This is a genomic window from Variovorax sp. YR566 (assembly GCF_051992195.1).
In the GTDB taxonomy this organism is placed as follows: domain Bacteria; phylum Pseudomonadota; class Gammaproteobacteria; order Burkholderiales; family Burkholderiaceae_C; genus Variovorax.
In genome coordinates, this window is record NZ_CP197092.1 from 1,320,122 (window position 1) to 1,335,522 (window position 15,401).

At 67.5% G+C, this 15,401-nt stretch carries 14 protein-coding genes; 2 read left to right on the forward strand and 12 right to left on the reverse strand.

What is annotated here, in order from left to right:
* Positions 1-5 precede the first annotated feature (5 nt).
* The 8 genes from ACTG4X_RS06085 to ACTG4X_RS06120 all read right to left on the reverse strand — a co-directional run bounded on the left by ACTG4X_RS06085 (position 6) and on the right by ACTG4X_RS06120 (position 10,873).
* Positions 6-1,958, reverse strand: coding sequence for an acyl-CoA synthetase (locus tag ACTG4X_RS06085; RefSeq protein WP_440533433.1), 1,953 nt, complete (start codon positions 1,956-1,958; stop codon positions 6-8).
* Between the two features lie 43 nt (positions 1,959-2,001).
* Entirely contained in the window at positions 2,002-2,994 is a 993-nt protein-coding gene (locus tag ACTG4X_RS06090) for a Bug family tripartite tricarboxylate transporter substrate binding protein (protein WP_440533434.1), read from the reverse strand.
* A gap of 40 nt (positions 2,995-3,034) precedes the next feature.
* The gene (locus ACTG4X_RS06095) at positions 3,035-4,243 is read right to left on the reverse strand and encodes a CaiB/BaiF CoA transferase family protein (protein ID WP_440533435.1); all 1,209 of its coding nucleotides are present in this window, start codon (positions 4,241-4,243) and stop codon (positions 3,035-3,037) included.
* 70 nt (positions 4,244-4,313) lie between these two features.
* A complete protein-coding gene (locus ACTG4X_RS06100) occupies positions 4,314-5,126 on the reverse strand; it encodes an oxepin-CoA hydrolase, alternative type (RefSeq protein ID WP_440533436.1) in 813 nt (270 codons plus the stop codon).
* Positions 5,123-6,277, reverse strand: a complete 1,155-nt coding sequence (locus ACTG4X_RS06105) for an acyl-CoA dehydrogenase family protein (RefSeq protein WP_093056370.1) — start codon at positions 6,275-6,277, stop codon at positions 5,123-5,125. Before ACTG4X_RS06105 ends, ACTG4X_RS06100 begins: the two co-directional genes overlap by 4 nt.
* Positions 6,278-6,288: 11 nt before the next feature.
* The gene (locus ACTG4X_RS06110) at positions 6,289-7,497 is read right to left on the reverse strand and encodes an acyl-CoA dehydrogenase family protein (protein WP_440533437.1); all 1,209 of its coding nucleotides are present in this window, start codon (positions 7,495-7,497) and stop codon (positions 6,289-6,291) included.
* A gap of 10 nt (positions 7,498-7,507) precedes the next feature.
* Entirely contained in the window at positions 7,508-8,698 is a 1,191-nt protein-coding gene (locus ACTG4X_RS06115) for an acetyl-CoA C-acyltransferase (RefSeq protein WP_093173176.1), read from the reverse strand.
* A 39-nt stretch (positions 8,699-8,737) separates the two neighbouring features.
* Positions 8,738-10,873 (reverse strand): 3-hydroxyacyl-CoA dehydrogenase NAD-binding domain-containing protein, encoded by a 2,136-nt coding sequence (locus ACTG4X_RS06120; RefSeq protein WP_440533438.1) that lies wholly within the window; start codon positions 10,871-10,873, stop codon positions 8,738-8,740.
* 141 nt (positions 10,874-11,014) lie between these two features.
* On the opposite strand from ACTG4X_RS06120, the gene ACTG4X_RS06125 reads away from it, so the two are divergent.
* Positions 11,015-11,929, forward strand: coding sequence for a LysR family transcriptional regulator (locus tag ACTG4X_RS06125; protein ID WP_093056366.1), 915 nt, complete (start codon positions 11,015-11,017; stop codon positions 11,927-11,929).
* Here ACTG4X_RS06125 and ACTG4X_RS06130 read toward each other — a convergent pair.
* The 4 genes from ACTG4X_RS06130 to ACTG4X_RS06145 form a co-directional block, all read right to left on the reverse strand.
* Positions 11,905-12,216, reverse strand: coding sequence for a hypothetical protein (locus ACTG4X_RS06130; RefSeq protein ID WP_093078524.1), 312 nt, complete (start codon positions 12,214-12,216; stop codon positions 11,905-11,907). The genes ACTG4X_RS06125 and ACTG4X_RS06130 overlap by 25 nt on opposite strands.
* A 62-nt stretch (positions 12,217-12,278) precedes the next feature.
* A complete protein-coding gene (locus tag ACTG4X_RS06135; RefSeq protein WP_440533439.1) occupies positions 12,279-13,778 on the reverse strand; it encodes a sensor domain-containing diguanylate cyclase in 1,500 nt (499 codons plus the stop codon).
* Positions 13,779-13,867: 89 nt separating this feature from the next.
* A complete protein-coding gene (locus ACTG4X_RS06140) occupies positions 13,868-14,458 on the reverse strand; it encodes a YbhB/YbcL family Raf kinase inhibitor-like protein (protein ID WP_093056363.1) in 591 nt (196 codons plus the stop codon).
* Positions 14,459-14,490: 32 nt separating this feature from the next.
* On the reverse strand, positions 14,491-14,829 hold the full coding sequence (locus ACTG4X_RS06145) for a Rieske (2Fe-2S) protein (protein WP_093056362.1): 339 nt from the start codon (positions 14,827-14,829) through the stop codon (positions 14,491-14,493).
* A gap of 54 nt (positions 14,830-14,883) precedes the next feature.
* Here ACTG4X_RS06145 and ACTG4X_RS06150 point away from each other — a divergent pair, with 54 nt between their 5' ends.
* The gene (locus ACTG4X_RS06150; RefSeq protein WP_440533440.1) at positions 14,884-15,399 is read left to right on the forward strand and encodes an ureidoglycolate lyase; all 516 of its coding nucleotides are present in this window, start codon (positions 14,884-14,886) and stop codon (positions 15,397-15,399) included.
* The last annotated feature ends 2 nt before the right edge of the window (positions 15,400-15,401 follow it).

The following is a 15,401-nucleotide window of genomic DNA, read 5'->3' on the forward strand; positions in this document are numbered from 1 at the left end:
AAAAATCACTGCGCCCCGATGCGCGTCTTGAAGGGCAGCGGCTCCAGCGCCTTCTGCAGCCGCTCCTGAAGCGATGCGGCGAGTGCGCCCGCTGCCGCGCCATCGATCAGCACGCGCACGAGGCTTTCGCCTTCGGTCTTCACCACAGGGCGCGCGGCCTCGGGCACGCCGAGCGACACGCACACCTCGACGACCGTTGCACTCACGACCTGGCGCGCGGCCATCGCGCGCAGCTCGGGCTTGTAGATCTTTCCGACGTTGGTCATCGGCATCGTCTCGATCACCGACACCCACTTGGGTTTGGCGGGCGCTTCGTCCACGCGCTCGGCGGTGAAGGCCAGCAGCTCTTCTTCGGTCGCCGAGGCGCCGGGCACCAGCGTCGCGAAGATCACCGGCAGTTCGCCCGCATAGGCATCGGGCGCACCGACAGCGGCGCACAGCTGCACGGTCGGGTGCGCACCCAGCGCGTCCTCGATGGTCTTGGGGTCGATGTTGTGGCCGCTGCGGATGATCAGGTCCTTCGAGCGGCCCGTGAGGTTGAGCCGCTCTTCGCTGTCGATCCAACCCAGGTCACCGGTTGCGAGCCAGCCATCAGCCGTGAAGGCCTTGGCGTTGTCGGCCGGGTCCACGAAGCCGGAGAACACATTGGGCGACTTGAACAGCACCATGCCCTGCTCGCCGGGCGCCACTTCGCGGTCACTCGCGTTGCCGTTCTCGTCGAGCGCCACCACGCGCATCTGCATGTACGGCAGGCGAAAGCCCACGCAGCCCGCGGGCCCGTCCACGCCCGGTGGTGTGATGGTCGAGATGCCGGCCATCTCCGTCATGCCCAGGCTCTCGTGCACGTGCAGGCCGAACAGGCGCTCGAAGCGCGCGGCCAGCTCGGGCGCGAGCACGGCGGCGCCGGTGCGGCAGTAGGTGATCGATGAAATGTCCGCGCCGTCCAGCGGCACGTTGGCCAGCGCCGCGAGCACGGTGGGCACGGCCGACAGCGAGGTCGGGCGGTACTTCGCCACCAGCTTCCAGTAGTTGGCCAGCACCTCCTTGTTGCGCAGCAGCGAGGGCGTGGGAATGATCACTTCCACGCCCGCCGACAGCGACGACAGCGAGGCCGGCAGCACGCCCGCCACATGGAACAGCGGATACCCGTTGATGGAGATGCCGTTCTCGTTCATGCCAGCGACCTGCACGCTGGCCCAGGCCGTGAACACCTGCGCGCCGTGGCTGTGGCGCGCGAGCTTCGGCGCACCCGTGGTGCCGCCGGTGTGGAAGTAGGCGGCGATGTCGGTCGGCGCGATGTCGCGGCCGCTCACGAGGCGGTCGTCGGGTTGCGCAGCGCGCAGCACGTCGAACTCGGCCACGCCTTCGGGCAGCGCACCGGCAGTGCCGGGGGCTTCGTCATGCGGCGCCACACGCAGCACCGTGGTCAGCGTCGGCACCTGGCCGCGCAAGCGCATCGCCTTCGACCACATGCCCGATTCGCTGTCCGAGCCGTAGGCGATCAGCACCTTGGCTCGGCCCGCGGTCATCAGCGCGACCAGCTTCTCGTCGGTGAGCAGCGGGTTCAGCGGCTGCACGATGCCGGCGGCCTCGCCGCCCCACAGCGCGAGGTGGTACTCCAGGCAACCGGGCAGCAGCACCGCCACCGCGTCGTCGGGCCCCACACCCAGCGTGTGCAGCATGTTCGCGGTCTGGTGGATGCGCGCGAGCAGCTCGGCGTACGACCAGCGGATGGGTTCGTCGGCCGGGTTGCCGGTGCGCAGGAAGGTCAGCGCCGTCTTGCCGCCGAAGGCATGCCCCGCGTTGCGGAAGATCTCGTAGGTGCTGCGCACCGTGAGCGCCTGCTCCAGCGGCGTCTCTTCGAGCTTGCGGATGTCGGCGAGGCTGCGAACGGGAAGGGCGGGGCGAAACGGCGCGCCGACCGGGGTGCTGTAGTTGTTGTCGTGCCTGGTTGTCATGTCTTGTCTCCTTGGTGTTGTCGCCCTGCCGGCGCGGCCAGTTTTACTGGTTCGTGATGTGGTTGTCGCGAATGACCTTGCCCCAGCGCTCGAAGTCCTCGCGCATGCGCACGCCCGTCTGTTCGGGCGTGCGGTAGGCCGAGAAGGTGCCGACGCTCTGGAGCTTGTCCTGCACTTCCTTGTCAGCCAGCGCGGTCTTGAGTTCGGCGCTCATGCGGTCGATCACGTCCTTGGACGTGCCGGCCGGCGCCAGCAGGCCGCCCCACGAAGTTGCGTCGAAGCCCGGGAAGCCCTGCTCGGCCACCGTCTTCACGTCGGGCAGCAGGCTCACGCGCTGGCCGGAGCCGACCGCGATGGCGCGCAGCTTGCCGGCCTTGATGTGCGGCAGCACGCCCACGAGGTCGGAGAACATCGCGGGCACCTGGCCGCCGATCAGGTCGGTGACGGCCGGCGCGCTGCCGCGGTAGGGCACGTGCTGCATGTCGAACTTGCCGATGGTCTTCAGCTGCTCGGTCGTCAGGTGGCCGAAGCTGCCGGCGCCCGCGCTCGTGTAGTTGAGCTTGCCGCCTTCGGCCTTGGCCTTGGCGATCAGGCCCTGCACGCCGGTCACGTCGGGCAGCGACTTGGGGTTGACCACCAGCACGATCGGCAGGTCGTACACGCTGCCCACGGGCGTGAAATTCTTGAAGATGTCGTAGCCGGTGGGGCCGTACAGATGCGAGGCCAGCAGCGTGGGCGTGGCCAGCATCACGAAGGTGTAGCCATCGGGCGCGGCGCGGGCCGCGGCAGCAGCGCCCACGGTGCCCGATGCGCCGCTGCGGTTGTCGATCACGATGTTCTGCTTGAGCGCGATCGACATCTTCTGCGCCACGATGCGCGAGGCCACGTCGGTCGGGCCGCCGGGCGGGAAGGGCACGATCAGCGTGATCGGCTTGGCGGGCCAGGCCTGCGCGAAGGCGGTGCCAGCCACCAGGGGCAGGGCGAGTGCGAGAAGGGCGCGGCGAACGGGACTGCGAAGGGAAGAAAGGGATGCCATTGGGTCTTGTCTACTTTGGAAATGCGGGCGTCTGTCTTCTTCAGACGACGCCACTTGTTTTGAGCGCGGCCAGCTTTTCATCCGACAGGCCGAGCAGGGACTGCAGCACGTCGTGTGTGCCTTCGCCCAGGGTAGGCGGCGCGCTGCGCACGGGCAGGCGCTCGCCGTCGAAACGGTAGGGCGGCGCCAGCACGTTGACCGTGCCGGCCACCGGGTGCGGCTGCGTGGTCACCAGGCCGGCATCGGTTGCGCGCTTCGATTGCAGCGCTTCGAGCAGGCCCAGCACTTCGCCGCACGGAATGCCCGAGGCGGTGAGCTTCGCGAGCAGGTCGGCGCGCTGACGCTTGGTCAGCTCGGCGTGCAGCTCGGGCAGCAGCACCGCGCGGTTCGCCGAACGCAGGATGTTGGTCTTGAAGCGCTCGTCGGCAGCGAGGTCGGGCCGTTCGATCACGTCGGTGCAGAAGCGTGCGAACTGCGCGTTGTTGCCCACCGTGATGACCAGCGGGCCGTCGGCCGCATCGAACACGCCGTAGGGCACGATCGACGGGTGCGAGTTGCCGTAGCGCGGCGGGTCTTCACCCATCAGCAGCGCTTCGAGGCCGTAGTAGGCGGTGATCATCAGGCCGCAGTCGAACAGCGCCATCTCGACGTGCCGGCCCTTGCCGGTCTTCTCGCGCTGGTACAGCGCGGCCAGGATGGCCTGCGCCGAGTACATGCCGGTGAACAGGTCGACGGCAGCCACGCCGAACTTCAGCGGCGGTTGGTTCGCTTCGCCGTTCAGTGCCATCAGGCCGGCTTCGCCTTGCACCACGAGGTCATAACCCGGCCGTGCGGCTTCGGGGCCGGTGCGGTCGTAGCCCGAGATCGAGCAGTAGATGAGGCCGGGCTGCTCCTTGCTCAGTTGCTCGTAGCCCAGGCCCAGCTTGTCGATGCCGCCGAACTTGAAGTTCTGGATCACCACGTCGCACTGCTTCGCGAGGTCGCGCGCGAGCTGCTGGCCTTCGGGCGTCTGCAGGTCGAGCGTGACCGAGCGCTTGTTGCGGTTCACGCTGTTGAAGTAAGCGGTCTCGGTCTTGCCGACACGCAGGCCCCAGTCGCGCGTGTCGTCGCCGCGGCCGGGGTGCTCCACCTTGATGACCTCGGCACCCATGTCGGCCAGCACCATGCCGCACCAGGGGCCTGCCAGGATGCGGGACAGATCGAGGACGCGCACGCCGGCAAGCGGCAGCGAGGAATTCAGCGAAGACATGGCAGCTCCAGAAAGACGAAAAACCTCTGCACCCGCGTGCAAGAGGTTGGAAGGGTGAGTACGGCGCGTGTCAGGACGCGTCCTGCTTCTGTCGGCGCAGCGCGACGAAGTCGGCCTTGCGCTTGCCGAGGAACGCGCCGATGCCTTCGGCCGCTTCAGCATCCGCCTGCGACTCGACCATGAACACGGCCTCGGCGTCGAGCTGTTCTTCCAGCGTGGCGCGGTGTGCCTGGCGGCACAGCGTCTTGATGCGGGCGCTCGCGCGTTGCGGGCCGCTTGCCACCTTGGCTGCGAGCGCGATGGCTTCGGCCAGCGCCGCGCCCTTGTCGGTCAGGCGGTTGACGGCGCCCAGCGCGTGCAGGCGCTCGGCCGGCATGCGGTCGCCGGTCAGGCACATCTCGGTCAGCACCTGGCGCGAGACGAATTCCGAGAGGAAGGCCGTGGCGCCGCCGTCGGGTGTGAGGCCGACCTTGACGTAAGCCACCGTGTAGAACGCATCGCGCGCCGACACCAGCATGTCGCAGGCCAGCGCCATCGACAGGCCCGCGCCGGCAGCGCCACCTTCGACCGCCGCGATCACGGGCTTGCCGCAATCGCGGATCGCGCGGATCAGGTCATGCAGGCCTTCGAGCTTTTCGCGGCGTTCCGACGCGGGCAGCTCGCGGCGCTTGGCCAGCAGGTTGAGGTCGCCGCCAGAGCAGAAGAAATCGCCCGCGCCGGTGAAGACGATGGCGCCGACCTCGGGGTCGTTCTGTGTGTCGGTGAGCGCGGCCGACAGCTCGGCGTACAGCGTCGGCGTGATCGCGTTGCGTGCGCCGGGGTTGCTGTTGGTCAGGATGCGGACAGCGCCTTCCTGCGAGATCAGAACCGTCTTGTCCGTCATGCCGCCAGCTCCTTGCCGGACTCTTTGCCCAGGGCAATGTAGCGCTGCAGATGATGGTCTTCGTCGCCCAGCTGGTGGTCGATCATCACGAGGCGCTTGGCGTAGTGGGGCATCGGCAGCTCCCACGTCATGCCGATGCCGCCGTGCATCTGGATGCTTTCTTCCGCCACCAGCGCGCCAATGCGGCCGATGCTGAATTTGGCGGCCGACAGCGCACGCTCGCGCGTCAGGCGGTCGCCGGTGTCGATGGCTGCCGCTGCGTTGATGACGGCCGAGCGGGCCTGTTCGATCTCGAGCAGCAGGTCGGCCATGCGGTGCTGCAGGGCCTGGAAGCTGCCGATCAGCGTGCCGAACTGCTTGCGCGTGCGCAGGTACTCCAGCGTCGCGGTCTTGGCCGCCTCCATCGCGCCCAGCGCTTCGGCGCACAGCGCGAGCACGCCGCGGCCGATGGCACGTTCCAGCGTAGCGTGGCCCTGGCCTTCGGTGCCCAGCAGTGCATCGGCGCCCAGCTTCACGCCGTCGAATGCAAGTTCGGCCACGCGGCCGCCGTCGATGGCGGGGCAGCCGCGCACCGTGAGGCCTGCCGTCTTCGCGGGCACGAGGAACAGCGAGATGCCGGCTTCGTCGTCCACCTTGCCCGAGGTTCGGGCGGAGACGAGGAACAGGTCGGCCTGCTCGCCCTGAGGTACCACGGCCTTGGCGCCGTGAAGCACCCAGCCATCGCCGCTGCGCTCGGCCTTGGTGGCCACGCGCGTGCGTTCGTAGTGCGTGTCGGCCTCGTCGTGCGCGAAGGCCGCGACGGTCACGCCGTTGATGATGTCTGCGAGCTTTTCTTTCTGCGCGTCGCTGCCGGCGGCGCTGATCGCCTCGCCGACCATTACCGCGCCCAGCAGCGGCTCGATCACCAGGCCGCGGCCCAGGGCCTCGAAGACCACGGCGATGTCGAAGCCGCCGCCGCCGAAGCCGCCGTCGGCCTCGCTGAACAGCGCGCCGATCACGCCCAGTTCGGCGAACTGCTGGAAGATTTCCTTGCTGAACCCGTGCTCCGACTTCGCGATGCGGTCGCGTGCGTCGAAGGCGTACTGCTCGGCGATGAAGCGGTTCAGGCTGTCGGCGAGCATGCGCCGGTCTTCGGTGTGTTCGAAGTTCATTGCATGTCTCCTTACAGGCCCAGGATCATCTTGCTGATGATGTTCTTCTGGATTTCGTTCGAGCCGCCGAAGATCGACAGCTTGCGGTTGTTGAAGTAGCGCGAGGCGGCAGCCGATGCATAAGCCGGTCCGAAGGTCTCGCCCGTGAAGCCGTCCTTCAGCGCCTCTGCAATGAAGGGGCGGCCATAGACGCCCATCGCTCGGCGGGCCAGCGAAGAGATTTCCTGGCGGATCTCGGTGCCGCGGATCTTCAGCATCGAGCTTTCCGCGCCTGGAACGCCGCCACCGGCCACCGCCGCGATCACGCGCAGGTTGGTGGTCTTCATGTTCTCCAAGTCGATCTCGACGCGCGCCATGCGTGCCGCGAAAGCCGGGTCTTCGGCCAGCGGCTTGCCGTTTTTCGTCTGCGTGGCGGCAATGCCCTTCAACTGTTCGAGCGCGGCCACCGAGAAGCCCACGCCCGCGATGTTGGTGCGCTCGTACGTCAGCAGGTACTTGGCGCAGGTCCAGCCCTTGTTCTCTTCGCCCACGAGGTTCTCGGCAGGCACGCGCACGTCGGAGAAGAACACCTCGTTCACCTCGTGCTCGCCGTCGAGCGTGATGATCGGGCGCACTTCCACGCCGGGCGAAGTCATGTCGATCAGCAGGAAGCTGATGCCTTCCTGCTTCTTCGCCTCGCGATTCGTGCGCACCAGGCAGAAGATCATGTTGGCGTGCTGGCCCAGCGTGGTCCAGGTCTTCTGGCCGTTCACGATGTAGTGGTCGCCCTGCGCGTCGATGCCGCGCACGGCCGAGGTCTTCACTGCCGCCAGGTCGGAGCCTGCGCCGGGTTCCGAGTAGCCCTGGCACCACCAGTCGGCGCCGTTCAGGATGCGCGGCAGCCAGTAGCTTTTCTGCGCCTCGTTGCCGTACTTGATGAGCACCGGGCCGAGCATGTTCACGCCGAAAGGCACGATGCGCGGCGCGAAGGCCAGAGCGCACTCGTTCTCGAAGATGAACTTCTCGACCGCCGTCCAGCCCGGGCCGCCGTACTGCTCGGGCCAGTGGTTGGCCAGCCAGCCGCGCTCGTTGAGGATGGCGTGCCATTCCTGCATGTCGGCCTTCTCGAGGATCTTGCCGCCGCGCACTTTCTCCGACAGCCGCACGGGCAGCTTGTCGGCCAGGAAGGCCCGCACATCGCTGCGGAAGGCTTCTTCTTCGGGGGTGAAGTTCAGGTCCATCGCTGGCTCCTCAATAGATTTCGAACAGGCCGGCCGCGCCCATGCCGCCGGCGATGCACATCGTGACCACGGCGTACTTCGCGCCGCGGCGCTTGCCTTCGATGAGCACGTGGCCCGTGAGGCGCGCACCGGTCATGCCGAAGGGGTGGCCGATGGAGATTGCGCCGCCGTTCACGTTCAGAAGCTCCGACGGAATGCCCAGCTTGTCCTGGCAGTAGATCGACTGCGAGGCGAAGGCTTCGTTGAGTTCCCACAGGCCGATGTCCTGCACCTTGAGGCCGTGGCGTGCGAGCAGCTTGGGCACTGCGAACACCGGACCGATGCCCATTTCGTCGGGCTCGCAGCCGGCCACTGCCAGGCCGCGGAAGGCGCCCAGCGGCTTGATGTTGGCGCGCTCGGCGTCCTTGGCTTCCATCAGCACGCAGGCCGATGCACCATCGGACAGCTGCGAGGCGTTGCCTGCGGTGACGAACTTGTCCTCGCCCATCACGGGCTTCAGCTTGGCGAGCGCCTCGTAGGTGGTGCCGCGGCGGTTGCAGTTGTCTTCCGTGGCGGTGACTTCGCGGTAGGTGACTTCCTTCGTCTCCTTGTCGGTCACGGCCATCGTGGTGGTGCAGGCGACGATCTCGTCCTTGTAGCGGCCGGCGATCTGCGCTTCTTCGGTGCGGCGCTGGCTTTCGGCGGAGAAGCGGTCCTGCGCCTCGCGGGTAATGCCGTAGCGCTTTGCCACGATGTCGGCGGTTTCGATCATCGCCATGTACAGCTCGGGCTTGTGCTCGACGATCCACGGGTCCATGCCGCTGTCGCCAGCATCGGTGGCGCTGCGCGAGCGGATCTGCGAGATGCTTTCGACGCCGCCCGCGATCATGGCCGGCGCGCCGTCCACCACGATGCGGCCCGCGGCCATCGCAATCGCCTGCAGGCCCGAGGCGCAGAAGCGATTGACCGTGGTGCCGGCGATGCTGATCGGCAGGCCCGCGCGGATGATGGCCTGGCGTGCGATGTTGCGGCCGGTGGTGCCTTCGGGGTAGCCGCAGCCGAGGATCGCGTCCTCGATCAGCGCAGCGTCGAGGCCCGAGCGCTCGACCGCAGCCTTCACCGCGAAGGCCGCCAGCGTGGGGCCGGGGGTGATGTTGAATTCGCCGCGGTGCGCCTTGGTGAGCGGGGTGCGGGCGGTGGAAACGATGACGGCTTCACGCATGGGAATGTCTCCTGGACGGCTGACTGGAATGGACTCTGATTACTCGGATTGATTGAGGCTGGCGAAATCGGCGCCTTGCGCGACCAGTTCGACCAGCAGCGGCGAGGGCTTCCAGAAGATCGGGTCTTCCTTGGCGAACTCGCGGATGTCGGCCAGCACCTTGGGCAGGCCCACGGTGTCGGCGTATTTCATGGGGCCGCCGCGGTGGCGCGGGAAGCCGTAGCCGTAGAGGAAGGTCACGTCCACGTCGAGCGGGCGCAGCGCGATGCGCTGGAGCACGACGTTGGCGCCCTCGTTGATCATTGCGGCCATGTAGCGGCGCATGATTTCTTCTTCGGTGAAGGCGCGCGGCTTGATGCCCGCGCGTTCGCGCTCGGCATCGATGATGGCCAGCACCTCGGGGTCGGGCTGGCCGGTGCGGGCGCCTTCGGGGTACAGGTAGTAGCCGCGCTGCGTCTTCTGGCCGAACCAGCCGCGCTCGCAGATGCGGTCGGCCACCTGCACGTAGCGCGCCTGCGGGTCGCGCGTGGCGGCCTTGCGCTTGCGCGTGGCCCAGCCGATGTCGCCGCCGGCCAGGTCGGACACCTGGAACGGGCCCATCGGATAGCCGAAGTTGCGCACCGCTTCGTCGATCTGATAGGGCGAGGCGCCGTCTTCCATCATGTGGTCGGCGGCCTGGCGGTACACCGCGAGGATGCGGTTGCCGATGAAGCCGTCGCACACGCCGGCGCGCACCGGCACCTTCTTGAGCTTCTTCGCAAGCTCGAAGCCGGTGGCGACCACGTCGGCGCTCACCTTGGCGGGCACCACGATCTCCAGCAGCTTCATGATGTTGGCGGGCGAGAAGAAGTGCAGGCCCACCACGTCCTGCGGGCGCGAGATGCTGTCAGCGATCTCGTCGATGTCGAGGTACGAGGTATTGGTGGTGATCACCGCGCCGCGCTTGCACACGCGGTCGAGCTCGGCGAACACGGCCTTCTTGACGCCCATTTCCTCGAACACGGCCTCGACCACGATGTCGACCTGCGCGAGCGCGTCGTAAGACGTGGAGCCCGAGAAGCGTGCCATGACGGCGGCCTTGGCCTCGGGCGTCATGCGGCCCTTCTTGATGAGCCCGTCGTACACCTTCTCCACGTTGGCGCGGCCGCGCGCGAGCTGGGTGTCGTCGCGCTCGATCATGGTCACTGGCATGCCCGCGTCGAGCATCGCCACCGCGATGCCCGCACCCATGGTGCCGCCGCCGATGATGCCGGCCGACTCCAGCGCACGCGGCTTCGCGCTCTTGGTCTCGGGCGCCTTCAGCACTTCGCGCTCGGCGAAGAAGGCGTGGATCAGTCCGGCGCGCTGCGGGCTGTCGATGCATTGCAGGAACAGCTTGCGCTCCAGCGCCATGCCTTCGTCGAAGGGCAGCGCGAGCGCGCCTTCGACGGCTTCGATGATCTTCATCGGCGAGAACAGGCCACGACTCTTCTTCGCGGTGTCGGCGCGCGCAGCTTCGAGGGCGGCGCGGCTGGCTTCCTTGTCGGCCAGCGCGCCGGCTTCGCGCGTGCGGCGCACCGGGGCCTTGGCTGCGACCAGCTCCTGCGCGTAAGCGAGGCCTTCGGCCAGCGCGTCGGCATCGGTGCCGAGGCGGTCGACGAGGCCGAGCGACAGCGCTTCCTTCGCGCCCGCATGGCGGCCACTGAGCATCAGCTCGAGCGCGGGCTTCACGCCGATGAGGCGCGGCGCACGCTGCGTGCCGCCCGAACCGGGCAACAGGCCCAGTGCCACTTCAGGCAGGCCGAGCTTGGCCGTGGGCGAGGCGAGGCGGTAGTGCGCCGACAGCGCCACTTCGAGCCCGCCGCCGAGCGCGGCGCCGTGGATGGCGGCAACAACCGGCTTCGTGCAGTTCTCGATCTTCAGGCAGACCTCGGGCAGCGACGGCGGCTGCGGCGTCTTGCCGAACTCGCGGATGTCCGCACCCGCGATGAAGTTGCGGCCCGCGCCGACGATCAGCACCGCCGCGGCAGCGCTGTCAGCCTCGGCTGCGTCGATGGCGGCCACGAGGCCGCGGCGCACATCCACGCCCAGGGCGTTGACGGGCGGGTTGTCGATGGTCACCACGAACACGTCGCCTCGACGCTGGAAGGTGACGGGACCGTTGGACGTGGAGGGGCTGGGAGTTGTGGTGGCCATGTGCTTGCTTGTCTCTTTGCGTTGCGAACCGTGCGGTTCGAGGCTCTGGGGGTGAACCCAGCATTCTTTGCCCGCTGCGCCGCTTTGACAATTGCATAGGCGGTTGACAGACTGTCAAAGAATTTTTGACACAATCGGCCCATGGACCTCCAGTCGCTCACTTTGTTGGTGGAAATTCTTGACGCAGGCAACCTGAGTGCCGCGGCCCGCCGGCTCAAGATGAGCCGCGCCAACGTCAGCTACCACCTGAACCAGCTGGAGCGCTCGGTGGGCGCGCAGCTGGTGCGGCGCACCACCCGGCGCGCCGAGCCGACTGAAATTGGCCTCAGGCTTTACCAGCACGGCGTGGCCATCCAGGGCGAGCTGCTGGCGGCGCGCGAATCGGTAACGACGCTGGGGCAGGGCCTGCAGGGCCGCGTGCGCCTGAGCGTGCCCAGCGGCTACGGCCAGCTGGTGATGGCCGACTGGCTGATCGACTTCAAGCGCCAGTACCCCGGAATCGTGCTCGACGTGGTGTTCGAGAACCGCATCGAGGACCTGCTGCGCGACGAAGTCGACATCGCGATCCGCGTGATTCCCGAGCCGCCGCAGAACCTGGTGGCGCGCGAGATGGGGCCGGTGCGTTATGTGGCCTGCGCCTCGACCGACTACGCGGCGAAGAACCCGCTGCCGGTGCAGCTGGACGCCCTGCAGGGCGCGCCGGTGGTCACCGCCGCCGTCATCGGGCGACAGCTGCGCGTGTCGGCCTACCAAGGCGAGACGAGGCGTGAAGTGATCCTGGAGCCGACGCTGATCTCGGAAAACTTCCTGTTCCTGCGCCAGGCCATCCTCGCGGGGCTGGGCATCGGGCTCGTGCCCGACTACGTGGTGCAGGAAGACGTGCGCAAAGGCGACGTCGTGACCACGCTCGACGACTGGCGCCTGAGCATCTTCGGCACGCAGATGTTCATGCTCTACATGCCGAACCGCCAGCACACGCGGGCGATCCGGACGTTCATCGATTTCATTCTGGAGAGGGTTCGGGTGCCTGGCTATGAAGGCCCGGACGTGAAGTAGATCAATAGAGCCACTACGCCGATCAACAGCCAGGTAAGAAAGCCGACTACGCTGCCCCAGTCCATGCTGAGCACGATGCGCCCGCTGGGCGCTCTGAGCCAGCGCGAGGTCATCGCGTCGACGCCTTCCTCGGGCTGCTCGACGACAACGAGTCCCAGTGTGGCGACCGGAACGACGATGAATCCGGTGACGTAGCCGGCCAGGTGCAGTACGGCCTCCGCGACGGGCTGCAGCACCAGTTCGATCACGGGTCGGATCAGGGCTTCGGCAAGGCCTTCAATGGGCATCGGTTCTTTTCAGCAATCGCAACTTTCACACACTGTCGGTCTGGCCATCCTGGTGTTGATGGCTACAGCTGTCGCCGCTCTGCCGCTGTACTCTCGTAGTGCCGTGACTTGTCGACATACATCGCCCGGTCCGCCCGCTGCAGCGCAACCTCCAGCGACTCGTCTCCGTGGCAGGTCGCGAGCCCGATGGCCAGGCTCAAGGCATGGCCGCTTTGCCCCGCATGGAACTGGTTGTTCATTTCGAGCAGCGTGAGGATGCGCTCGCGCATTGCCTCGGCGCCGCGCTCGTCGGTCATCGGCAGCAGCACTGCGAATTCGTCGCCGCCGATGCGCGCGGGCCAGGCCGGCGGGTCGACGGCCTTGTCGAGCACCTCGCCCATGCGGCGCAGCAGCGAGTCGCCGGCGGCGTGGCCTTCATGGTCGTTGATCTGCTTCAGGCCATTGAGGTCGATGGCCACGATCGACACCGGCCAGGGGCCCTTGCGCGACAGGCGGTTCAGCTCTTCGGTGTAGTAGGTGCGGTTGCACAGCTGTGTGAGCACGTCGTGCTTGCCGAGGTACTCCAGATAGGCCTCGGCCTTCTTGCGCGCGGTGATGTCGACCAGCGACACCAGCACCAGGTCCCAGGTGCCCTGCCGGTCTTCCTGCACCGCGAACTGCATGTGGATGTTCAGCACCTCGCCCGACAGCGAATAGTTGAGTACCTCGCGATGCTGCACGGTCTTGCCGTTCCACAGGTCTTGCAATTGCTCGGCGAACGATTCGCGCATCTCGTCGCGGAAGATGCGCGAGATGCTGCCCAGCAGCGTGGGCAGGTCGGGCGCGCCGAACATGCGCAGCGTCTCGTGGTTCACGTCGATGACGCGAATCTCCTGCATGCAGCGCGCGACGAAGTCGGGGTGCACCTTGATGAAGGTGGCGAAGTCGGTGATGCCGCGCGCACGGATGCTCTCGAGCAGCGAGCGCACCGCGCTGAAGTCTTCCACCCACAGCGACACGGGCGAGCGGTCGAACAGGCTGCGCGCGTACATGGCGCTCTCGTCGCGCAGGCGCTGCGCGGCCACGCGCTCGGTAACGTCGTCGAGCGAGACCAGCACGCGGCTCCAGCTGTCTTCGTACCCCGGCAGCACACGGGCACGCACGCGCACGTCGAGCCGCCGGCCGTCGAGCGCGTAGTTGACGGTCTCGCTCTCGAAGGTGAGCTGGCCGTGCCACAGTTGGTCGAGCTCGTGCACCACGGTGGCCGACATGTCGCCGCGGAACACGCGGTCCAGCGCGCCCAGCAGGGTCTCCTGGCTGTCGGCGGCAAAGAGTTTCAGCGTGTGCTGGTTGACCCGCAGCACCTTCAGCAGCGCCATGCAGTCGCTCACGCGCTGCGAGTCTGCATGCAGGTGCGCCACCAGGTTGGTCACGCCCTCGGCGCGCCAGCCGTCGAGCTTGCGCTTGAGGTCGCCGTAGTCTTCGATCCAGAGCGAGACGGGCGCCAGGTCGAACATGGCGTCGAGGTCGCCGATGGACGGTGGGGCCGAAGAGGGGGAAGACGCGGCAGCGGGCTGGGCCATCGATGAAGCTTTCGAAGAAGCGGCTGCAGCCATGGCTGACGAATGCCGGCGAACTGAAACCTTAATTATTACTTGCGCACCCGCTGCATTCAGCGGCTGTAGAGGCCCACCACGCTCTGCCCGCCCAGTGCATGGCCCTTGAGCGCGGCCAGCAGGGCGTCGCGCGCAAGGCCTGCCGGCAGGCTGCCCGGTGCGAAGTCGGTGGCAACCACGGTCATCACGTAGTGATGCGGCCGGTCGCCCACCGGCGGGCACATGCCGCGATAAGCGGGTGCGCCGGCCACGTTCGGGCCCATGGTGAAGTTGAAGTTGGAGCCCGCCTGGCCTTCGCCCGCCTTGAGCTCGCCGCGCTCGGCCGCGATGTTGTAGGCCACCCAGTGCGACACGCCGAGGCCGGCCGCGCCATCGGGGTCGAACACCAGCACGGCGACCGACTTGGTCTTGGCCGGCAGGTTACTCCACGCCACGGGCAGCGACACGTTCTTGCCGCCGCAGTCGCCCGCGCCGGCGTAGTCGGCCGGAATGACGCCGTTGTCGCCGAAGGCGCTCGACGTGACCTTCATGCCCGTGAAGGCCTTGCCGCTGCCGGGCGACATGCCGGTGCAGCCCGCCATGAGGCCGGCGAAGGCGAGGGCCGTGACCGACAGGGTGAGGGGGTGAAGCCTGTTGTTGCTGCGCATATCTTTTTTCTCCTGGAGGGTTGTCTTCGTCTTCATTCGGCCTGGCCGAGCCACACGCTGCCGTCCGCTTTTTCATGCACCGCCAGCGGCGTGAGCCGTGCGCCGCGGCAGGGGCCGCCGACGCATTTACCAGTGTCGGGCTCGAAGATGGCGCCGTGCCGCGCGCACATCAGGAAGCGGCCTGAACTTTCCAGCACCTGGCCTTCGAAATCAAGCGGGCCGCCTGCATGGGGGCACTGGTTGAGATAGCCGTGCACGCTGCCTTGCCAGCGTACGGCAAAGGCCTGGGCGCCGCCCGGTGCCGTGAACATGGCGGCGAGGCCGCCGTCGGCAAGCGCCGGGGCGATCAACTGGGGCTCTGTCGTGCTCATGGTGAACAGTATCCCTCGCGTAGCGGAAGGCATGCTTTCTGCTGCAATTGCGGCATGAACGATTTTTCTCCCGCCAGCGCAGCGTTGCTCGTCGCACAGCCGCTGACTTCCCATGCCTTTGCCCCGTATGGCACCGTGATCGAGGCACCCACCGGCGAGGGCCGGCCCATCAACGGAGGCAATGCACAGCGCTTCGACCTGCTCGACGACCTGCAACTCGACGCCGAAGGCGGCCGGCCGATGCTCGCGCTGTTCCGTGCGCAGGCGCGGCACTTTCCGCACGAGGTGTCGGAGATGGAGCGCCACGCGCTCGGCAGCCAGACCTTCGTGCCGCTGGGCGACAGGCGCTTCGTGATCGTGGTCGCCCGCGCGGGCGAGGCGCCCACCTCGGCGCAGCAACTCGCGGCTTTCGTCACCGACGGGCGCCAGGGCGTGGTGCTCGCGCCCGGCACCTGGCATCACGCGCTGCTGGCGGTGGATGCGGGCGACTTCGTGGTGATCGAGCGTGCGGGAGGCGGCGTCGATTGCGACGTCTGCTTTCTTCGGCAGAGCGGCAGCGTGCAGTTCTGAGG

Coding starts and splice junctions, on each gene's coding strand:
- ACTG4X_RS06115 (WP_093173176.1), bottom strand. CDS start 8,698: ATGCGTGAAGCCGTCATCGTTTCCACCGCCCGCACCCCGCTCACCAAG.
- ACTG4X_RS06110 (WP_440533437.1), bottom strand. CDS start 7,497: ATGGACCTGAACTTCACCCCCGAAGAAGAAGCCTTCCGCAGCGATGTG.
- ACTG4X_RS06090 (WP_440533434.1), bottom strand. CDS start 2,994: ATGGCATCCCTTTCTTCCCTTCGCAGTCCCGTTCGCCGCGCCCTTCTC.
- ACTG4X_RS06150 (WP_440533440.1), top strand. CDS start 14,884: ATGAACGATTTTTCTCCCGCCAGCGCAGCGTTGCTCGTCGCACAGCCG.
- ACTG4X_RS06135 (WP_440533439.1), bottom strand. CDS start 13,778: ATGGCCCAGCCCGCTGCCGCGTCTTCCCCCTCTTCGGCCCCACCGTCC.
- ACTG4X_RS06145 (WP_093056362.1), bottom strand. CDS start 14,829: ATGAGCACGACAGAGCCCCAGTTGATCGCCCCGGCGCTTGCCGACGGC.
- ACTG4X_RS06120 (WP_440533438.1), bottom strand. CDS start 10,873: ATGGCCACCACAACTCCCAGCCCCTCCACGTCCAACGGTCCCGTCACC.
- ACTG4X_RS06085 (WP_440533433.1), bottom strand. CDS start 1,958: ATGACAACCAGGCACGACAACAACTACAGCACCCCGGTCGGCGCGCCG.
- ACTG4X_RS06105 (WP_093056370.1), bottom strand. CDS start 6,277: ATGAACTTCGAACACACCGAAGACCGGCGCATGCTCGCCGACAGCCTG.
- ACTG4X_RS06095 (WP_440533435.1), bottom strand. CDS start 4,243: ATGTCTTCGCTGAATTCCTCGCTGCCGCTTGCCGGCGTGCGCGTCCTC.
- ACTG4X_RS06100 (WP_440533436.1), bottom strand. CDS start 5,126: ATGACGGACAAGACGGTTCTGATCTCGCAGGAAGGCGCTGTCCGCATC.
- ACTG4X_RS06125 (WP_093056366.1), top strand. CDS start 11,015: ATGGACCTCCAGTCGCTCACTTTGTTGGTGGAAATTCTTGACGCAGGC.
- ACTG4X_RS06130 (WP_093078524.1), bottom strand. CDS start 12,216: ATGCCCATTGAAGGCCTTGCCGAAGCCCTGATCCGACCCGTGATCGAA.
- ACTG4X_RS06140 (WP_093056363.1), bottom strand. CDS start 14,458: ATGCGCAGCAACAACAGGCTTCACCCCCTCACCCTGTCGGTCACGGCC.